The sequence below is a fragment of the Microcella alkalica genome (assembly GCF_014137945.1).
GTDB classification, from domain to species: domain Bacteria; phylum Actinomycetota; class Actinomycetes; order Actinomycetales; family Microbacteriaceae; genus Microcella; species Microcella alkalica.
The window spans coordinates 25,350-42,127 of sequence record NZ_JACGWX010000009.1 but is presented as its reverse complement, the minus strand read 5'-3'; the positions used below and the strand labels follow the sequence as shown (position 1 = coordinate 42,127).

The 16,778-nt window shown below is 64.6% G+C and carries 15 protein-coding genes; 6 read left to right on the top strand and 9 right to left on the bottom strand.

Annotated elements, in window-relative coordinates:
* The first annotated feature begins 22 nt into the window (after positions 1–22).
* Together FHX53_RS12630 and FHX53_RS12625 are read left to right on the top strand one after the other, a co-directional pair.
* Positions 23–1,801 carry a hypothetical protein gene (locus tag FHX53_RS12630; RefSeq protein ID WP_182491711.1) on the top strand — a complete coding sequence of 593 codons (1,779 nt, stop codon included), beginning with the start codon at positions 23–25 and terminating at the stop codon, positions 1,799–1,801.
* Between the two features lie 243 nt (positions 1,802–2,044).
* Positions 2,045–4,570, top strand: a complete 2,526-nt coding sequence (locus FHX53_RS12625; protein ID WP_343051018.1) for a glycosyltransferase — start codon at positions 2,045–2,047, stop codon at positions 4,568–4,570.
* On the opposite strand, the gene FHX53_RS12620 is transcribed toward FHX53_RS12625, so the two are convergent.
* The 4 genes from FHX53_RS12620 to rfbA form a co-directional block, all read right to left on the bottom strand.
* On the bottom strand, positions 4,571–5,308 hold the full coding sequence (locus tag FHX53_RS12620; protein WP_182491708.1) for an ABC transporter ATP-binding protein: 738 nt from the start codon (positions 5,306–5,308) through the stop codon (positions 4,571–4,573).
* Positions 5,305–6,144: an ABC transporter permease gene (locus FHX53_RS12615; RefSeq protein WP_343051017.1), complete on the bottom strand. Its 840-nt coding sequence runs from the start codon at positions 6,142–6,144 to the stop codon at positions 5,305–5,307. The genes FHX53_RS12620 and FHX53_RS12615 overlap by 4 nt, the downstream gene beginning before the upstream one ends.
* A 64-nt stretch (positions 6,145–6,208) precedes the next feature.
* Complete coding sequence (locus FHX53_RS12610; RefSeq protein ID WP_182491707.1) at positions 6,209–7,063, bottom strand: class I SAM-dependent methyltransferase; 855 nt, start codon at positions 7,061–7,063, stop codon at positions 6,209–6,211.
* A 74-nt stretch (positions 7,064–7,137) separates the two neighbouring features.
* Positions 7,138–8,019: a glucose-1-phosphate thymidylyltransferase RfbA gene (gene rfbA, locus FHX53_RS12605; protein ID WP_182491706.1), complete on the bottom strand. Its 882-nt coding sequence runs from the start codon at positions 8,017–8,019 to the stop codon at positions 7,138–7,140.
* 136 nt (positions 8,020–8,155) lie between these two features.
* Between rfbA and rfbB the strand changes: the two genes are divergently transcribed.
* Both rfbB and rfbD read left to right on the top strand, forming a co-directional pair.
* Positions 8,156–9,151, top strand: coding sequence for a dTDP-glucose 4,6-dehydratase (gene rfbB / locus FHX53_RS12600; RefSeq protein WP_182491705.1), 996 nt, complete (start codon positions 8,156–8,158; stop codon positions 9,149–9,151).
* A gap of 4 nt (positions 9,152–9,155) precedes the next feature.
* Entirely contained in the window at positions 9,156–10,004 is an 849-nt protein-coding gene (gene rfbD, locus FHX53_RS12595) for a dTDP-4-dehydrorhamnose reductase (RefSeq protein WP_182491704.1), read from the top strand.
* On the opposite strand, the gene FHX53_RS12590 is transcribed toward rfbD, so the two are convergent.
* Positions 9,970–11,010: a glycosyltransferase gene (locus tag FHX53_RS12590; RefSeq protein ID WP_182491703.1), complete on the bottom strand. Its 1,041-nt coding sequence runs from the start codon at positions 11,008–11,010 to the stop codon at positions 9,970–9,972. The genes rfbD and FHX53_RS12590 overlap by 35 nt on opposite strands.
* A gap of 41 nt (positions 11,011–11,051) precedes the next feature.
* Between FHX53_RS12590 and FHX53_RS12585 the strand changes: the two genes are divergently transcribed.
* Positions 11,052–11,933 (top strand): glycosyltransferase family 2 protein, encoded by an 882-nt coding sequence (locus FHX53_RS12585; protein ID WP_182491702.1) that lies wholly within the window; start codon positions 11,052–11,054, stop codon positions 11,931–11,933.
* Here FHX53_RS12585 and FHX53_RS12580 read toward each other — a convergent pair whose 3' ends face one another.
* Entirely contained in the window at positions 11,934–12,554 is a 621-nt protein-coding gene (locus tag FHX53_RS12580; RefSeq protein ID WP_182491701.1) for a dTDP-4-dehydrorhamnose 3,5-epimerase family protein, read from the bottom strand.
* A 112-nt stretch (positions 12,555–12,666) separates the two neighbouring features.
* Here FHX53_RS12580 and FHX53_RS12575 point away from each other — a divergent pair, with 112 nt between their 5' ends.
* Positions 12,667–13,812: a glycosyltransferase family 4 protein gene (locus FHX53_RS12575; RefSeq protein ID WP_182491700.1), complete on the top strand. Its 1,146-nt coding sequence runs from the start codon at positions 12,667–12,669 to the stop codon at positions 13,810–13,812.
* Between the two features lie 9 nt (positions 13,813–13,821).
* On the opposite strand, the gene FHX53_RS12570 is transcribed toward FHX53_RS12575, so the two are convergent.
* Genes FHX53_RS12570 through FHX53_RS12560 form a run of 3 tightly spaced genes read right to left on the bottom strand, consistent with a single transcriptional unit; the run spans position 13,822 to position 16,765 of the window.
* A complete protein-coding gene (locus FHX53_RS12570; protein ID WP_343051016.1) occupies positions 13,822–15,141 on the bottom strand; it encodes an LCP family glycopolymer transferase in 1,320 nt (439 codons plus the stop codon).
* Positions 15,138–15,656: a 5-(carboxyamino)imidazole ribonucleotide mutase gene (purE, locus tag FHX53_RS12565; protein WP_182491699.1), complete on the bottom strand. Its 519-nt coding sequence runs from the start codon at positions 15,654–15,656 to the stop codon at positions 15,138–15,140. Before purE ends, FHX53_RS12570 begins: the two co-directional genes overlap by 4 nt.
* 8 nt (positions 15,657–15,664) lie before the next feature.
* A complete protein-coding gene (locus tag FHX53_RS12560; protein WP_182491698.1) occupies positions 15,665–16,765 on the bottom strand; it encodes a 5-(carboxyamino)imidazole ribonucleotide synthase in 1,101 nt (366 codons plus the stop codon).
* Positions 16,766–16,778 lie beyond the last annotated feature (13 nt).

Below are 16,778 nucleotides of genomic sequence, written 5' to 3'. Positions count from 1 at the left end.
CATGACCGGGGGGGAGCCGACGTTGTCCATTCTTGAAAGAACCAGAGCCAGACGGTTTTTCGCCGCCTGCATCGCGTCATTTGCCGTCGTTGCCGCATTGCTCATGCCAGTAAGCCCCGCTCAGGCGGCCACTGCGACAGACTTCGACCCGGGCTTCATCATCAGCGACCAACAATTCTATGATCGTGAGGCGATGACGGAGGCTGAGATAGGCAATTTCCTCCAAGCGCAAATCGGCACGTGTCTCAACACCAATTGCCTCAACGTGATCAAGACGTCGACGACGGACCGACCGGCCGACGCGATGTGCGACGTTTACAGAGGCGAATCAGAAGAGTCCACCGCCAGGATCCTCTTCAAGGTCCAAACCGCGTGTGGGATCAGCGCACGTGTCCTTCTGGTAACACTTCAGAAAGAGCAGTCGCTAGTCACACATCGGCAGCCCACCCTGTCGCGGATCGACCGCGCCATGGGATATGCATGTCCTGACGACACGACCAGGCCTGGCTGGTGTGATCCCGCCTTCGCTGGCTTGTACAACCAGCTCTATCGAGCAGCTTGGCAGATGAAGCGGTACGGCAACCCTCCCGGCACGTCGAGCAGATTCACTTGGTTCCCAGTTGGTCGCGCCACCGCTGTCCTTCATCACCCGAATCGTGACTGCGGCACCCGCACGGTGACGATCACGAACAACGCAACAGCTGCCCTGTACTACTACACGCCTTACACCCCGAATGCGGCGGCGCTTGCGAATCTTTATGGAACGGGGGACGCATGTTCCAGCTACGGAAACCGTAATTTCTGGCGCTTTTACAGCGACTGGTTCGGTTCGCCCACCGGTCCCTTCACCCCCCTGGGAAATCTTGAAGCCGCTTCGGGAGCCATCAACGAAATCCGGCTGACCGGTTGGGCCCACGATCCGAACTCGACTAGCCCCATTTCCGTGCACGCTTACGTCGACGGTTCTGCAAGCGCATGGTCCGCCAGCTTGCCTCGTCCCGACGTTCAGTCCGCGATCAAGACGGCGGGTCCCGCTCACGGCTTCGACTTGGCGATACCTGCGGCTCCGGGTAAGCGCAGTGTTTGCCTCTACATGATCAATGTCGGCCCCGGGCAGAACACCCTTCTCGGGTGCCGAAGCGTCGTCGTGGAGGGCGTGGCTGAACTCGGACGCCCGCCATTCGGCACGATCGATGAAGTCTCAGCGTCCGCGGGCTCAGTCTCCATCAGGGGCTGGGCGATTGACCCCGACACAACTGCGCCTATCGACGTTCACGTTTACGTCGACGGGCGCGGGATCCCCGTCCGGGCGGCCGACACTCGTCCGGATGTCGGAGCGGCATACGCCCTCTATGGCCCGAACCACGGATTCAGCGCGACGATCCCCGCGGCGCCGGGAAACCGTCAGATCTGTGTTTACGCCATCAATTCGGTCAGCGGGGTCAATCCTCTTCTCGGCTGCCGTTCAACCACGGTCCCGAACTCGACGCCGACGAACGCACCTCCTAAGGGCAATTTTGAGGGCATCACGCTCACAGCGGGGGCACTGACCGTGACGGGATGGGCCTTCGATCCCGACTCGGCTGCGCCCATCGACGTTCATGTGTACGTCAACGGGCGGGGCAGCTCCCACCTGGCGAATGAACCTCGACCTGACGTCATCGCGGCATTCCCTGGTCGCTCCGCAGGCCACGGTTTCTCGCTGGTCGTTCCCGCTGGGACGAGCCCAGGCACCGTCTGCATCTACGCCATCGACACTACGGGCGGGACGAATCCCACGCTCGGTTGTCGGAGCATCTAGCGCCTGGAGTCGTACCGGACGCCTCTGCGAGTCGGATGCGGGGCGCTGGCCCACGAATGGGGTGGCGGGGCTGAGATCGAATCCCTGCAGCCGAGCTCGAGCTTGCAGCCGCAAACTCGAGGCGCGCACTCCCGCTAGGCTCGAACACGAGGAAATCCGATTTGCCGAAGTGCCGAGCGTCGATGACGCATGACTGTGGAGGTCACCACTGTGAGTCCCGTCCCCGACAACCCAATAGTTTCCGTGGTCGTCGTGAACTTTCGCGGTGCCGCCGACACCATCGAGGCAGTGCAACACCTTCTCGATGGCGATTGGCCTCGGGAACGACTTGATGTCGTGATCGTCGAGAATGGCTCCGGGGACGAAAGTGCTGAAAGAATCCACGCGGCTTTCGATAATGTTCCGGCGGTGACGATCGTCGAATCCTCCCAGAATCTGGGATTTACCGGAGGCAGCAACCTCGGCGCTCGCAACGCTCGGGGTTCGACCCTGGCGTTCTTGAACAACGATGCGCGGCCCGAGCCCTCGTGGATACCGGCCGCACTCGAGCAGTTCGCAGTGAGCTCCCGTGTCGCCGCCGTGGCGTCCAAGGTCTTGGATTTTGAAGGCAGAACCATCGATTTCGTCGGATCCGGCCTGACGTGGTTCGGTATGGGCTACAAAGAGCACGTCACTGAGGTCGACTCTGGCGCGTACGACGAGGCGCGGGACCTCCTGTTCGGAACCGGCTCGGCACTGTTCGTTCGGCGGGCGCAGTTCGAGGAGCTCGGAGGCTTTGACGAGGGCCTGTTTATGTTCTACGACGATGTCGACCTCGGGTGGCGCCTCAACATGCGGGGATACCGTGTACGGTTTGCGCCGGGATCGGTGGTCAGGCACAAGCACCACGGATCGATGTCGAGCTTCGGGCAGCACCGCGAAATGTATCTGCTCGAGCGAAATGCACTGATGATCCTGTACAAGAACCTCTCGGACACGAGTCTCGCGTCATTCCTACCCGCGGCGTTGTCGCTCGTTTCTCGTCGCGCCATCGCGAAGTCAGGTCTGGACGCCGAATCCTTCGATCTGCGCCGCCTTGGCAATGACTCGAACGAGATGACCCCGACTGTGACAGTGGACAAGTCTGTGCTGGCGGGTCTATTCGCCGTCGACCGATTCGTTGAGGAGCTTCCGCACCTTACTGAAAAGCGCGGCGTCGAGCAGGCCGCACGGACGGTCGCCGACGAGCAGCTGTTTCACTTGTTCGGAGACGCATTCCTTCCGCTAAACGATTCGCCCCACTACCGTGCCGGGCTCGATCACGTCGTCGATGCCTTCAACATTCGCAGCTCCTTCGCGCAGCGACGCGTACTCGTGATCACGGGGGATTCTCTCGGCGCGAAAATGGCCGGACCCGCTCTTCGGGCATGGAAGATTGCAGAGGCGCTCTCCGCCCAGAACGAGGTGCGCCTCGTCACCTGGAACCAAGCGTCAAGACCCTCGAGCGACTTCGAAGTGCATCGAGTGCGACTCGGGAACGAGCGCGAGATGATGGCGCATGAAACGTGGGCTGAAGTGATCATCTTCCAAGGCCACGCGATACATCACTTCGAGACCATCCGTGACTCTGAGAAGGTCATTGTCATCGATCTTTACGACCCCATGCACCTGGAGCAATTGGAACAAGGTCGGGAATGGGGATCGCCGGCCTGGCGTGCACAGGTCGCTTCAGCCAACGACGTCCTCAACGAGCAGCTTCTTCGCGGCGATTTCTTCATCTGCGCGTCCGAGCGTCAGCGACTTTTCTGGATGGGACAGCTGGCGGGACTGGGCCGCATCAACCCGGACACATACATGGCCGACCCCAATCTCGAGCGTCTCATCGATATCGTCCCGTTCGGGTTGGACGAGCGCATTCCTGCGCAAACCCACCGGCCGATTCGGGATGGGATACCCGCGATCGGAGAGAGGGACAAGGTCATCATCTGGGGCGGCGGAATCTACAACTGGTTCGACACCAAGACCCTCGTCAGAGCAGTGGCGCGCATCGCGGAAAAGCACAGAGACGTTCGACTTTTTTTCATGGGCATTGCTCATCCGAACCCCGACGTTCCCGAGATGGCCATTGTTTCGCAGACCAGGGAGCTCGCCTCTGAACTGGGAGTGAACGGCACGCACGTTTTCTTCAACGAGCAGTGGGTGCCGCTCGACGAGCGTCACAACTATCTGCTCGACGCCGATCTCGGGGTGAGTACGCACTTTAATCACGTTGAAACGACGTTCTCCTTCCGAACTCGGATCCTGGACTACCTGTGGGCAGGGCTCCCGATCGTGAGTACCGAGGGCGACAGTTTTGGTGACCTTGTCGCGCGAGAGGGTCTCGGTGAGGCTGTCCCAGCGGAGGACGTTGAGGCGCTTGCTGACGCACTTGAGCGTTATCTTTACGATGGCCCCAGTATTACGGCGGCGCAAGAAGCCGTGGCCCGGATAAGAACCGAATTCACGTGGACACGAACGCTCGAGCCGCTACTCCGCTTCTGCCGTAGTCCGCAGTTCGCGGCGGATCGCGACATGCGGACCTACTCAACCGGCAGACTGAAGAAGCGCGTGATGCAGGCAGGCAGCGCCACGGCCACGTCGGATCCCGCGAAGCTCTATCACCAGATCGGATCAATGCCGAAGGGGTTCGCGCGCGATGTCGCTCTGGCTCGGTACTACCTCCAGCACGACGGAGTGAGCGCTCTAGGACGGCGCTTCGTCAGCCGTCTCAGTGGTGGCGGAACGTCCTGATCACTGCGGCTCGACCGATTTGAGGTACGACGCGATAGTCGGGCGCGCCTCGCCAGTGGCCACCAACTTGCCGTGGCTGAGCCAGGCAACCTGATCACACATATCCTGGACCATATCCATCGCATGGCTCACGAGGATGACTGTCTTGCCTTCCTCACGGAACTGGACAAACTTCTGCTTGCACCGATCTTGAAACTCCGCATCGCCCACAGCGAGCACCTCGTCGACCACGAGAATGTCAGGAGCGACATTGATGGCGACAGAGAAGCCGAGTCTCACGTACATTCCGGACGAGTAGTTCTTCACAGGCTGATCAATGAAAGCCTCGACACCCGAAAAATCAACGATCTCGTCGAATTTACGAGTGATCTCTTTGCGCGACATCCCCAGGATCGAACCATTGAGGAAGATGTTCTCTCTACCCGACAACTCGGGGTGGAAACCCGAGCCGACTTCGAGGAGCGCAGCGATTCTGCCCTTGTAGGTGATGGAACCGAGCTCGGGGGTATAAATCCTCGCCAAGCACTTGAGGAGCGTGGATTTCCCGGAGCCGTTGCTGCCGATCAGCCCAAACGTTGACCCCTCGGGCACCTCGAACGAGATGTCCTGGAGTGCCCAAAAATCCTCGTGCACTGACCGTCGCCGACGGAGCACCGCCGACTTCAACGACTGATTTCGTTCGTGGTACAGGCGAAACTTCTTGGAAACGGAGTTGACGCTTACTGCATGAATGCTCATATGAGCTCGGCCATCCTGTTCTCGAACCGTCGAAAGACGACCACTCCGATAGCAAGGCTGAGGAAGGCTATGGCGACGAAGTAACCCATATCCTCGACGGCCGGCCACCTGTTGTCGTATAGCAGATTGCGCATGATCTCTACGTACCGCTCCATCGGGTTAAGGCGGTAGACGTCCAGGACCGTGATGGGCGTTCCGAGAAGACCGCCCACGCTTTCGGACGGCTCTTTAAGAAGCGATACGGGATAGATGACAGGAGTCAAATAGAACCAGATCTGCATAACGATGCCCATCAGGTATTGCGTGTCGCGGAAGTACACGTTGGCGATCGCCAAGACTAGAGCGACTCCAGTTGCGTACACAGCAAGGAGCACCATCATTACGAGTACCAAGGGAACCCATGGAAGAAAGAACGAGCCGACGAATAGCAGCACGACGCCGAGTACTGCCATTTCGAACAACCAGTTTATTCCGATGGATCCAGTCAACGAGAGCGGAAGGACGATTCGCGGGAAATAGACTTTCTGGACGAGACCAGCGTTCGCGATTATCGAGCCCATCCCGGTCTGGACGACGCTCGCGAAGAACGCCCAGGGCAATAGCCCGCACAGAAGCCAGACAGCAAACACATCCACACCACTTGGATCGCCAGCGTCGGGCTGAATTCTCAGGATGAAGGCGAAGACAATCGTGTAGACAAGCATCGTTGCCAGCGGGTTCAGCAGCGACCAGAGCCGCCCGAATATCGTGCGCTTATACTGACCCCGGACTTCACGCAGCGTTAGATTCGCCAGCAACTCGCGCGCGGCGAGCAGGTCCTTGAAATACTGAATCACAGCGCGCCGGTGGCAATCAGCCACTGGAGGCCGTGCGGGGCTCCTCCATCGTGCCGTCGAATGGTCAATTCTTGGTTCCTTCCGAACGTTGCCGCGTCACGCGAGAGCGGACCCAGCGTATGGGAGCGGTTAGCTTCCAACTTGTCGATGTCTTCAGGGCATCCAATTCATCTGACAATTCCGCGATCCTCGTCGCGCTTTTCTGGGTGAGAACTTGAAGCTGTTGTTCGAGCTCGGCGCTCGCTGCCGCTTGGACCAGCAGGTCACGTATCCCGGAGACCCGAAGGCCCAGCTGGTCATACTTCGCGCGGACTGCGTCGCGCTGGCTGGGGTCCGATTCACAGAGCGATCGAAGGGCGGGCGGCTGATCGTCACCGACCAGTGCTACACCGAGGCCGTGTGAGTGCGTGAACGCGAAGGTAGGGTACCGTTCCGCGATCTCTTGCCAGAATCGGTAGACACCGAAGTCCCCTGATCGTTCGGCTATGTCGTGGAAGATCACGACACCTCGCTCCGATAGCGCACCTTCGTACTGCTTAAAGTCGTGCGCAACGTCCTCGTATCGGTGCCGACCGTCCACATGCAGCAAATCGATCGATCTGTCTTCGACCAATGTCCGCGCCTTATCGAACGTCATGCGAAGGAGCGACGACCTGTCGGAGTAGCGCTCGTTCCAGCGCGACACGGCTCGATAAACATCGTCTTCGTAGAAACCGGCGTGCTCATCCCCCCGCCACGTGTCGACGGCGTAGAAGTTCGTTCTCAGATGAAGTCGTTCGGCGAACTCGCACATCGCGAAGTACGAGAACCCTTGATGGGTTCCGAGCTCGAGCGCAACTCGCGGGCGCAGCTGGCTCAACAACCAGGCCGCGAATGGCGCGTGGCCCAACCAAGCCGAATCGACGACGTACTCAGGCACCCAGTACGACTCAGCGCTGATCCATGGGGCTGCACCTACCGACGCTGGCTCGGCTTCACCCGCGGTCGACGTGATCACGCATCACCGCGCGGCGCCTTGCTTGGAACTGATTTCAGGTAGATTCCGTAGCCGCTCTTCATCAGAGGATCCGCCAGGGCCGCGAGTTGATCGTCGTTAATCCACCCGGCGCGCCAGGCGATCTCCTCGATGCACCCGATCTTGAAGCCCTGTCGGTCTTCGATTACACGGACGTACTCGGACGCCTGCATCATCGACTCGAACGTGCCGGTGTCGAGCCACGCTGTGCCGCGATCGAGCACATGCACCTGCAGCCGGCCGTCAGTGAGATAGCGTTCGTTCACGCTGGAAATCTCAAGCTCCCCGCGGGCGCTGGGTTCGATAGATTTTGCGATCTCAACAACGCTGTTGTCGTAGAAATAGAGACCGGGAATCGCAAATGAGCTCTTCGGCTCTGACGGCTTCTCCTCGATCGAGATCGCCCGACCCTCGTTATCGAACTCAACGACGCCGTACGCGCTCGGCTCGGCGACCTGATACGCGAAGATGAGGCCGCCGTCTATCGCGGTGTTCTTCCTGAGCGACGAGCCGAGTCCTGTCCCGTGAAAGATGTTGTCGCCAAGCACTAGTGCAACGCTGTCATCTCCGATGAAATCCTCGCCGATGAGGAACGCCTGAGCCAGGCCGTCTGGAGACGCTTGCACCGCGTACTCGAGGGTGATGCCGAGGGCGCTCCCGTCACCAAGCAGAGCTTGAAACTGTTCGTTGTACTCGGGGGTGGTGATGATCAGGATCTCTCGGATATCTGCCATCATCAAGGTCGAGAGAGGGTAGTAGACCATCGGCTTGTCGTAAATCGGCATGAGTTGCTTCGAGATGCCTTTGGTGATCGGCCAGAGGCGGCTGCCCGAGCCTCCTGCAAGGATGATGCCCTTCACGGCGATGCCCTCCTTCTCCACCTCGCGCTGACGCGCCCGGCCCGTCCTGGGCCACCCGAAACTCTATCAACGCTGGCGGCTCAGTAGACTTCCGGGGGCGTCCTCCGAGCGACGCCGCGAGGAATGAGGAGTATTCGTGAAGGTCATCGTCACCGGCGGCGCCGGATTCATCGGCAGCAACTACGTCCACTACCTCATGGAGAAGACCGACCACTCGGTCGTCGTGCTGGACAAGCTGACCTATGCCGGCAACATGGCGTCGCTGGAGGGTCTCCCCGCCGAACGTTGCTCATTCGTCAAGGGCGACATCTGTGACGCGGGCCTCGTGGACGAGCTCGTCGCCGGCGCGGACGCTGTCGTGCACTATGCCGCTGAGAGCCACAACGACAACTCACTCGATGATCCCCGCCCGTTCCTCGACACAAATGTGATCGGAACCTTCACTCTCCTTGAGGCCGTGCGCCGTCACGGGGTGCGATACCACCACATCTCGACCGACGAGGTGTACGGCGACCTGGAGCTCGACGACCCCGAGCGCTTCACCGAGTCGACTCCCTACAACCCGTCGAGCCCGTACTCGTCGACGAAGGCCGCGAGCGACCTGCTCGTCCGTGCGTGGGTGCGGTCGTTCGGCGTTCAGGCCACCATCTCCAACTGCTCGAACAACTACGGCCCGTACCAGCACGTCGAGAAGTTCATCCCCCGACAGATCACCAACGTGCTGCGCGGCGAACGCCCGAAGCTATACGGTGCGGGTGAGAACGTGCGCGACTGGATCCACGCCAACGATCACTCGTCGGCGGTCATGACGATTCTCGAGAAGGGCGCGATCGGCGAGACCTATCTCATCGGCGCCGACGGCGAGAAGAACAACAAGCAGGTCGTCGAGCTCATCCTGACCCACCTCGGGCAGCCCTCCGACGCCTACGACCACGTCAAGGATCGCCCGGGCCACGACCTGCGCTACGCCATCGACTCGTCGAAGCTGCGGTCCGAGCTCGGTTGGACCCCTCAGTATGCCGACTTCGATTCCGGTCTCGCGGCCACGATCGACTGGTACCGCGACAACGAGTCGTGGTGGGCGCCGCAGAAGGACGCCACCGAGGCCCGATACGCTGCCCAGGGGCAGTGAGGCCATGACGCGCTTCCTGATCACCGGCGCCTCCGGGATGCTGGGCCGCGATCTCGAGGCCGCCCTCGTCGGCCGCGATGTCACCGCCCTCTCCCGGACCGAGCTCGACATCGCGGATGGGGCTGCTGCTCTCGCGGCGGTCGCCGGTCACGATGTCGTCATCAATGCCGCCGCGTACACCAAGGTGGACGACGCGGAGACCCACGAGGACGACGCCCGACGAGTGAACGCCCTCGGTGCAGCGTCGCTCGCCAGCGCCGCCGCCCAGCATGGCGCTCTGCTCGTCCAGGTGTCGACCGATTACGTGTTCGACGGGTCCGCCTCGACGCCGTACTCCGAGGATGCCCCTCTCGCGCCCGTCTCCGCGTACGGCCGCACCAAGGCGGAGGGCGAAAGACTTGTCCGGCAGATCCTGCCCGACGACTCTCTGATCGTCCGCACGGCGTGGCTCTATGGCGAGCACGGTCCGAATTTCGCGTCGACGATGCTGCGCCTCGCGGGAGATCGCGACACGCTCTCCGTCGTGGACGACCAGCGGGGCCAGCCCACGTGGACCCACGACCTCGCCGAGCAGATCGTGCGACTCGTCGACTCCGGTGCGCGCACGGGGATCTTCCACGGCACGTCGTCAGGTGAGACGACCTGGTTCGGCTTCGCGCAGGCGGTGTTCGACGAGGCTGGACTCGACCCCGCGCGTATCACGCCCACCGACTCGGCGTCGTTCATCCGCCCCGCGCCGCGCCCGGCTTATTCAGTGCTGGGACACGGCTCGTGGGAGAAGGTGGGGCTCGCTCCCCTGCCTGACTGGCGCGAGTCGCTCAGGGCCGCGTGGAGCGCGGGCGCGATCGCGTAGCGGGCTGCACGAGGTCGCGAAGAATGTCGATCGCGCCGCGGTTGTAGCGCCGGTATCGGCCCGAGATCACACCAGCCGCGATGCCGGGCAGCCGCAGCAGCTGCCAGGACGACAGGCCCGCACGGTGGCGTTCATGCGCCAGTTTGCCGCGGGCGTCCGAGAGCTCGCGGCTCTCCGGTCGGGTCATCGTCAGCCTCTCGACGAGCGCCGATGCGCGCGCCACGAGTCGCGGTGCGCGCTCGTCTCGCGGCTCCCTCAAGCGCTCCCACCGACGACCCCAGGTCACCTCGCTCGCCCCGATCGCATTGCCGCCGTGCTGGCGATAGTCGAGCCATGGCTCGCGCAACAGGCGCAGACCGCCCTCGACCGCCGCCATCATGGCAAGCCACTCGTCGTGCACCCACGACTCGGGGAAGGGCATAGCCCGATCGGCGAGATCCTTCCGCAGCAGTACTGTGGCGCCAGTGACGAGGTTCCGCCTCAGCAGGACGGGGAATCCGGCACCGCGCTCGAGCGCCTCGAGCTCGTCGTCGCTCGCCTCGAGCGCCGCGAGCAGGCGTGTGCCCAGGTCGGAGCCGTGCGCATCGACGAGTCGAGCATCCGTGTGAACAAGCGAGACGGAAGGGTCGTCGAACAGGGGAAGCAGGCGGGCCAGGCGGCCCTCGGGCCAGAGGTCGTCCTGGTCGCTCAGCGCGACGAGCGACGACGTGCAGGCGCCGAGGGTCTCCTCAAAGTTGCGGACGACTCCGAGCGGCTGGGACCGCTCGAGCACCACGAGCGACACCGGCGACCCGACGTGGAGACGGTTGCTCTCGTCGACCGCCGCTCGAACGATGGCCAACGTGGCATCGGTCGAGGCGTCATCGCCGACCACGATCTCGCGGGGTCGCGGCACCTGCCAGAGGATGCTCTCGATCTGCGCGACGACGAAGCGCGCGCCGTTGTGGGTGCACATAGCCACCGACACGTCGGCGACGGGAGGCGCAGGGTTCGAGGCGGAGGTCACGCCCTCAGCCTAGGAGCGCTCGCCAGTACGATGGCATCACCATGACCACGGATGCGACCGACCAGCCCCCGCGCGTCGGCGTCATCACCGTCGTCTACCGCTCGAATCACGTTCTGCCGGGGTTCCTGCGCTCGCTCCCTGATGCGATCGGCGAGCCGTTCGCGACGATCATTGCTGACAACCGGCCGGGTGACGGCTCTCACGCTCCCGCGCTCGCCGAGGAGCACGGCGCGACATACCTGCCGCTTCCGGAGAACCTCGGCTACGGCGGCGCAGTGAACGCCGCCGCCGCTGAGCTGACCCCCGACCTCTCCTGGATCGTCATCAGCAACCCCGATGTCGTTTTCCGGCTCGGATCGATCGCTCGCCTGATCGCGACCGCTGAAGCCGACCCGGGGATCGGCGCTGTGGGCCCCGCGGTCGAGAACCTCGATGGAACGATCTACCCGTCGGCGCGAGCGATCCCGTCCCTGCGAACCGGCATCGGGCACGCGCTCTTCGCCTACATCTGGAAGTCAAACCCGTGGACGGCGGCATACCGTGACGGCGCGGCAGTCTCCGGAGAACGTCGAGATGTCGGCTGGCTGAGCGGCTCCTGCTTTCTCGTCCGACGGGCCGCCTTCGAGGCGATCGGAGGGTTCGACGATGGGTACTTCATGTACTTCGAGGACGTCGACCTCGGTCATCGGCTCAGTCGGGCCGGCTATCGGAATGTCTACGAACCGGATGCCCGGGCCCTGCACACGGGAGCTCACTCTACGGGGGCCGAGTCGGCGCGCATGACGCGCGCGCATCACGACAGCGCGAAACGCTTCTTGCACCGGAAGTACCGCGCGTGGTACCTCTGGCCGGTGCGCGCTGTGCTCTCCATCGGCCTCTCGGTTCGAGCCGCCATCATGGCCCGTGCCGTCGGGCGTCGCTGATCAGTCGCGAGCGTCCCACCGGTCGTCGAGCGCCGCGGTGTAGGCGCGTGCGCCTTCCCAGGCAGGTAGCAAACCGGCCGCCTCGGCGTCGAGCAGCGTGGGGGCCTCGAGGTCCTTCGGCGATAGGAGGGGCTCACCCGCTTCGCCGGGGAACTCCAGCGCGATCGTCGGGTCCAACGGGGTGACGCCGTGCTCCGCCGTCGGGTTGAAGACCTCGCTCACGAGGTAGGTCACCGTCGTGCCGTCTTCGAGTGCCATGAAGGCGTGCCCCAGCCCCTCGCCGATGTACACGGCTCGACGATCGATCGTGTCGAGCCGCACCGCTTCCCACTTCCCGAAAGTCGGGGATCCGACCCGGATGTCGATGATGTAGTCGATGACCGCGCCCGACGTTACGGTCACGTACTTCGCCTGGCTGGGCGGGACGTCGGCGAAATGGATGCCGCGGACGACGCCGCGATTGGACACGGATCCGTTTCCTTGACGCAGATCGAGCGGATGCCCCACCGCCTCGGCGAGTGCATCGAAGCGGTACCACTCCCAGAACAAGCCTCGAGCATCGGGGAATTGACGGGGCGTGACCTCGAAGGAGCCGGCTACGGACAGTTCTCGGATCTGCATGACAGAGAGTCTAGAACGTGAACCATCTCCCCCCATTCGGGGGTAAACGCTTCGCGCTGATATGGTCGGCGCGGGGTTCCCCTAGCCCCCATGGGAAGGTGAGGAGCGGCGGATGTCCACGACGACGCTTCGCGTCATCCTCGACCAGGTCGGGAATGAAGCGCCCTCCGGGGTAGGCCGCTACGCCCTCGAGTTGACCCGGCAGCTCACTTCCACCGCTCCGCGCGGATGCGACGTGATGGGAATCGTCCCTTCATCTCCCGAAGCTGAGTACGCGCGGATCGAGGCGGAGCTACCCGGTCTGTCCCGACTGTTCAAGAGCGCCCTCGACCGCCGGCAGCTTCGTGCGGCCTGGCAGCACGGCTTCACGCGCCTGCCCGGCGCCGGGATGGTTCACGCACCGAGCCTGTTCGCGCCGCTCCGCCGTCATGACCGGGTGAATTCCCCCGGAGAGCAGATTGTGGTGACTGTCCACGACGCCGTCCCGTGGACTCACCCGGAGACTCTCTCGCCGAGCAGCGTGTCGTGGGCTCGGGCCATGGCCAGGCGGGCGGAGCGCTATGCCGACGCGGTTGTCGTTCCGACGCATGCCGTCGCTGAGCAGCTCGGCGCCGCGCTCGACCTGGGCGATCGAATCCGAGTCATCGCGGGCGCGGTGAGCAGCACGCTCGTTGTGCCGGGGGATGCCGATGAGCGGGCGGAGCGGCTCGGCCTCCCGCCTCGGTACGTTCTGGCAGTCGGCCCGTTCGAGGCGCGGAAAGGCATCAGCGAACTCCTCTGGGCGCTCGCCGATCCGACCGCTTTGAACATCCCGCTGGTGCTCGCGGGCCCGACGAACAGTGCCGATCTCGGTATCGAGGCGGTGCGCTCGGCTGCTCGACTCGCGCCCGAGCAGGTCCTCACCCTCGGCACGGTCCACGACCCCGACCTCGCCGTCGCCTACGACCGCGCGAGCGCCGTCGTGGTTCCGAGCCTGGCCGAGGGTTTCGCCCTCCCGGTGCTCGAGGCAATGAGCCTCGGCACACCGGTAATACACTCGGACGCGCCAGCGCTTGTCGAGCTAGCTGCCGACGCTGGGATCGTCGTCGACCGGGACGACTACGCCGGTTATCCGCGCCGGATCGCCGAAGCGATCAGGCGAGTTATCGAGGAGCCGCTGCTCGCCGAGGACCTCGCGATCCGAGGCCACGATCGCGCACGCGCCTTCACCTGGCGGGATGCCGCGGAGAAGACCTGGCAGCTTCACGCCGACCTCTGACCGGGGTGATCAACCCTCGTCGTCCGGCGCGAGCGCCTCGGCGATCATCGAGTGCGCGAGCTCGTAGTCGGGCTCCACGTTGTCGATCGTCGGAGGAGTGAGCTCGACATTCGCGATGGGAAGCTCCCGCGCTTTCGCGGCGAGGTCGCTGAGCACGCCGAGCATCGACTGGGGGATGTCAGTGCGGACGACCTGAGTCCCTGCGTCGGCGATCGACTCGAAACGGGTGAGCACCGTCGCAGGCTCGACCTGCCGGAGGATCGCCTCCTGGATCTGGCGTTGATGCGCCATGCGGTCGTAGTCGGTCAGGTTGTAACGGTTGCGCGCGTACCAGAGCGCCGTGGCGCCGTCCATGCTCTGCTCGCCTGCCTCGATCCGACCGACCACCGGCCCGCCGTTGATTCCGAGGTCCATCGCCTCCGCGTCGACGACGACTCCGCCGAGCGCGTCGATCAGCTGCGCGAACCCATGCATGTCGATGAGGACGGCGTACTGTACGGGAAGTCCCGTGACCCCCTCCACGGCGTCCTTCATCGCCTCCATGCCCGCGGTGCTCCCATCGTGCTCGGCGGCGGGGAACAGCTCCGGGTGCTCCTCGGCCCACGTGTAGAGGTAGCTCACGAGGCAGTCGTCGCCGCAGTCGTAGCCGTTCGGCCACTGCTCCCAGAGGGGCGAGTCGTCGGCGAACGGAGCGTTGTAGAGATTGCGGGGAATGCCGATCATCGTCACCGCGCCGGATCCGGCGTCCACGCTCGCGAGGCTGATGCTGTCAGGACGCAGGCCGAACCGATCGGCTCCTGCGTCTCCGCCCAGCAGCAGGATCGTGTACCGCCCATCGATGGGGGCGTCGATGAAACCGTCGGCGAAGACGCTGCCGAGCGTGCTGCGGCCGATGCCGGTCGCCCAGGCGGTCCAGCCCGCTCCCCCGACGCCGATGAGGAGCGTCAGCACCACGAAGCCCGCAAGCGGGGCGCGTGCTCGTGAGCTCGTTCGGACGATCCGCGCGAAGGTGAGTGCGTTGAGCGTAGTCGCGAGCCACAGCACGGCGTAGAAGATGAGACCGAGCTGGGCGACCCACAGCACGATCGTGTTGGTCGCGATCGTCAGGGCGACCGGCCGCGCGAGCAGGAACAGCGCGACCGCGATGAGCACGACCCCCCACAGCACGAACGTCGCTCCTACCGCGAACCGCCCCCATCTCCGATCGCCCGCAAGCAGCTGCGCCGAGCCGGGGATCAGCAGATTGAGCCCGAGCAGCCACCAGGCGCGCGTGGTCATGAGCTCCGGCTGGCGGGTGTCGGGATGCCGCAGGGGCGAGGTGAGGCTCACCGCTCGCGAGAGGCGACCGCGGTCTTGAGCGCCTCGTTCTTGGCGGCGACGGCGTGCTCGAGGCCGGTCGCGAAGGCCGCCAGCTTCTCGGCGACCACGGCGTCCGTCGCCCCGATGATGCGCGCTGCGAGGATGCCCGCATTGCGCCCGCCGCCGATCGACACGGTCGCGACGGGGATGCCCGCGGGCATCTGCACGATGCTGAGCAGCGAGTCGAGCCCATCGAGGGTCTTCAAGGGCACGGGAACGCCGATGACGGGCAGCGTCGTGACGGAGGCGATCATGCCGGGGAGGTGGGCGGCGCCGCCCGCGCCGGCGATGATGGTGCGGATGCCCCTCCCAGCGGCCGCGCGGCCATACGCGATCATCGCGTCGGGAGTGCGGTGGGCGCTCAGCACCTCGACCTCGCAGGGGATGCCGAACTCGTCAAGAGCCTCGACAGCCGACTGCATGACGCTCCAGTCGGAGTCGGAGCCCATGACGACGGCGATGAGGGGTTCGGGCACGGAAGTCATGGTAGGCCTCAGACGTCGAAGTGGGCGGCCGCGGCGCGCGCGCGATAGGCGACGTCGTCGAGATCGTCGCCGATCGCCGTGACGTGACCCGCCTTGCGTCCGGCGCGCGGACCCTTGCCGTAGGCGTGCACCTTGGCGCTCGGCTGGTGGCCGAGGGCGGAAGCGATGCGCTCGGAGGGGAGGGCGCCGAAGACGTTGATCATGACGCTCCAGTCGGCGAGCGGCGAGGTGTCGCCGAGGGGCCAGTCGAGGACGGCGCGAAGGTGCTGCTCGAACTGGCTCGTGATCGAGCCGTCGATCGAGAAGTGCCCGGAATTGTGCGGCCGCATCGCGAGCTCGTTGACGAGCACACGACCGTCCGATGCGTGGAAGAGCTCGACCGCCAGTACGCCCGTCACCCCGAGGCCGTTCGCGACGGTCGTGGCGATCTCGGCGGCCGCTCGCTCGGCGGCATCGCCCGCGTGCGGCGCGGGGGCGATGACCTCGGCGCAGACTCCCCCGCGCTGGACCGTCTCGACGAGAGGCCACAGGCGGACCTCGCCGCTCGGGCGGCGCGCGGCGAGCTGGGCGAGCTCGCGCCGGAAGCTCACGAGCTCCTCGACGAGGACTGGGCCGTCGGCGAGCCAGTCGTCGGCGCCGTCGGCGGCGCCGACGACGCGCACCCCCTTGCCGTCGTAGCCGCCGCGCGGCGTCTTCACCACCGCGCGTCCGCCGTGATCGGCGAGGAAGGCGGCCAGGTCGCCGCGGGACTCGACGCGCGCCCAGTCGGGCATCGGCACGCCGAGCGCGCCGAGGCGCTCGCGCATGAGCAGCTTGTCCTGCGCGTACAGGAGGGCATCGGGGCCGGGCCGCACGGCCGCGCCGGCGGCCACGAGCGCCCTCAGCACCTCCTGCGGCACGTGCTCGTGATCGAAGGTGATGGCGTCGCAGCCGTTCGCGAAGTCGAGGACGGTGCGGGCATCCCGATAGTCGCCGACGGCCGTGGCGGCGAGCCGGGCGGAGGAGTCGCTCGCCTCGGCGAGCACCCGGATCTCGATGCCGAGTGCGACGGCCGCGGGGATCATCATGCGCGCGAGCTGTCCTCCGCCGATGACGCCGATGACGGGCATGCGGGCTCCTCCT

Excerpts from the sequence above, each read along its gene's own strand:
- FHX53_RS12620 (WP_182491708.1), bottom strand. The coding sequence starts at position 5,308 with ATGAGCATTCATGCAGTAAGCGTCAACTCCGTTTCCAAGAAGTTTCGC.
- FHX53_RS12575 (WP_182491700.1), top strand. The coding sequence starts at position 12,667 with ATGTCCACGACGACGCTTCGCGTCATCCTCGACCAGGTCGGGAATGAA.
- FHX53_RS12560 (WP_182491698.1), bottom strand. The coding sequence starts at position 16,765 with ATGCCCGTCATCGGCGTCATCGGCGGAGGACAGCTCGCGCGCATGATG.
- FHX53_RS12580 (WP_182491701.1), bottom strand. The coding sequence starts at position 12,554 with ATGCAGATCCGAGAACTGTCCGTAGCCGGCTCCTTCGAGGTCACGCCC.
- rfbD (WP_182491704.1), top strand. The coding sequence starts at position 9,156 with ATGACGCGCTTCCTGATCACCGGCGCCTCCGGGATGCTGGGCCGCGAT.
- FHX53_RS12585 (WP_182491702.1), top strand. The coding sequence starts at position 11,052 with ATGACCACGGATGCGACCGACCAGCCCCCGCGCGTCGGCGTCATCACC.
- purE (WP_182491699.1), bottom strand. The coding sequence starts at position 15,656 with ATGACTTCCGTGCCCGAACCCCTCATCGCCGTCGTCATGGGCTCCGAC.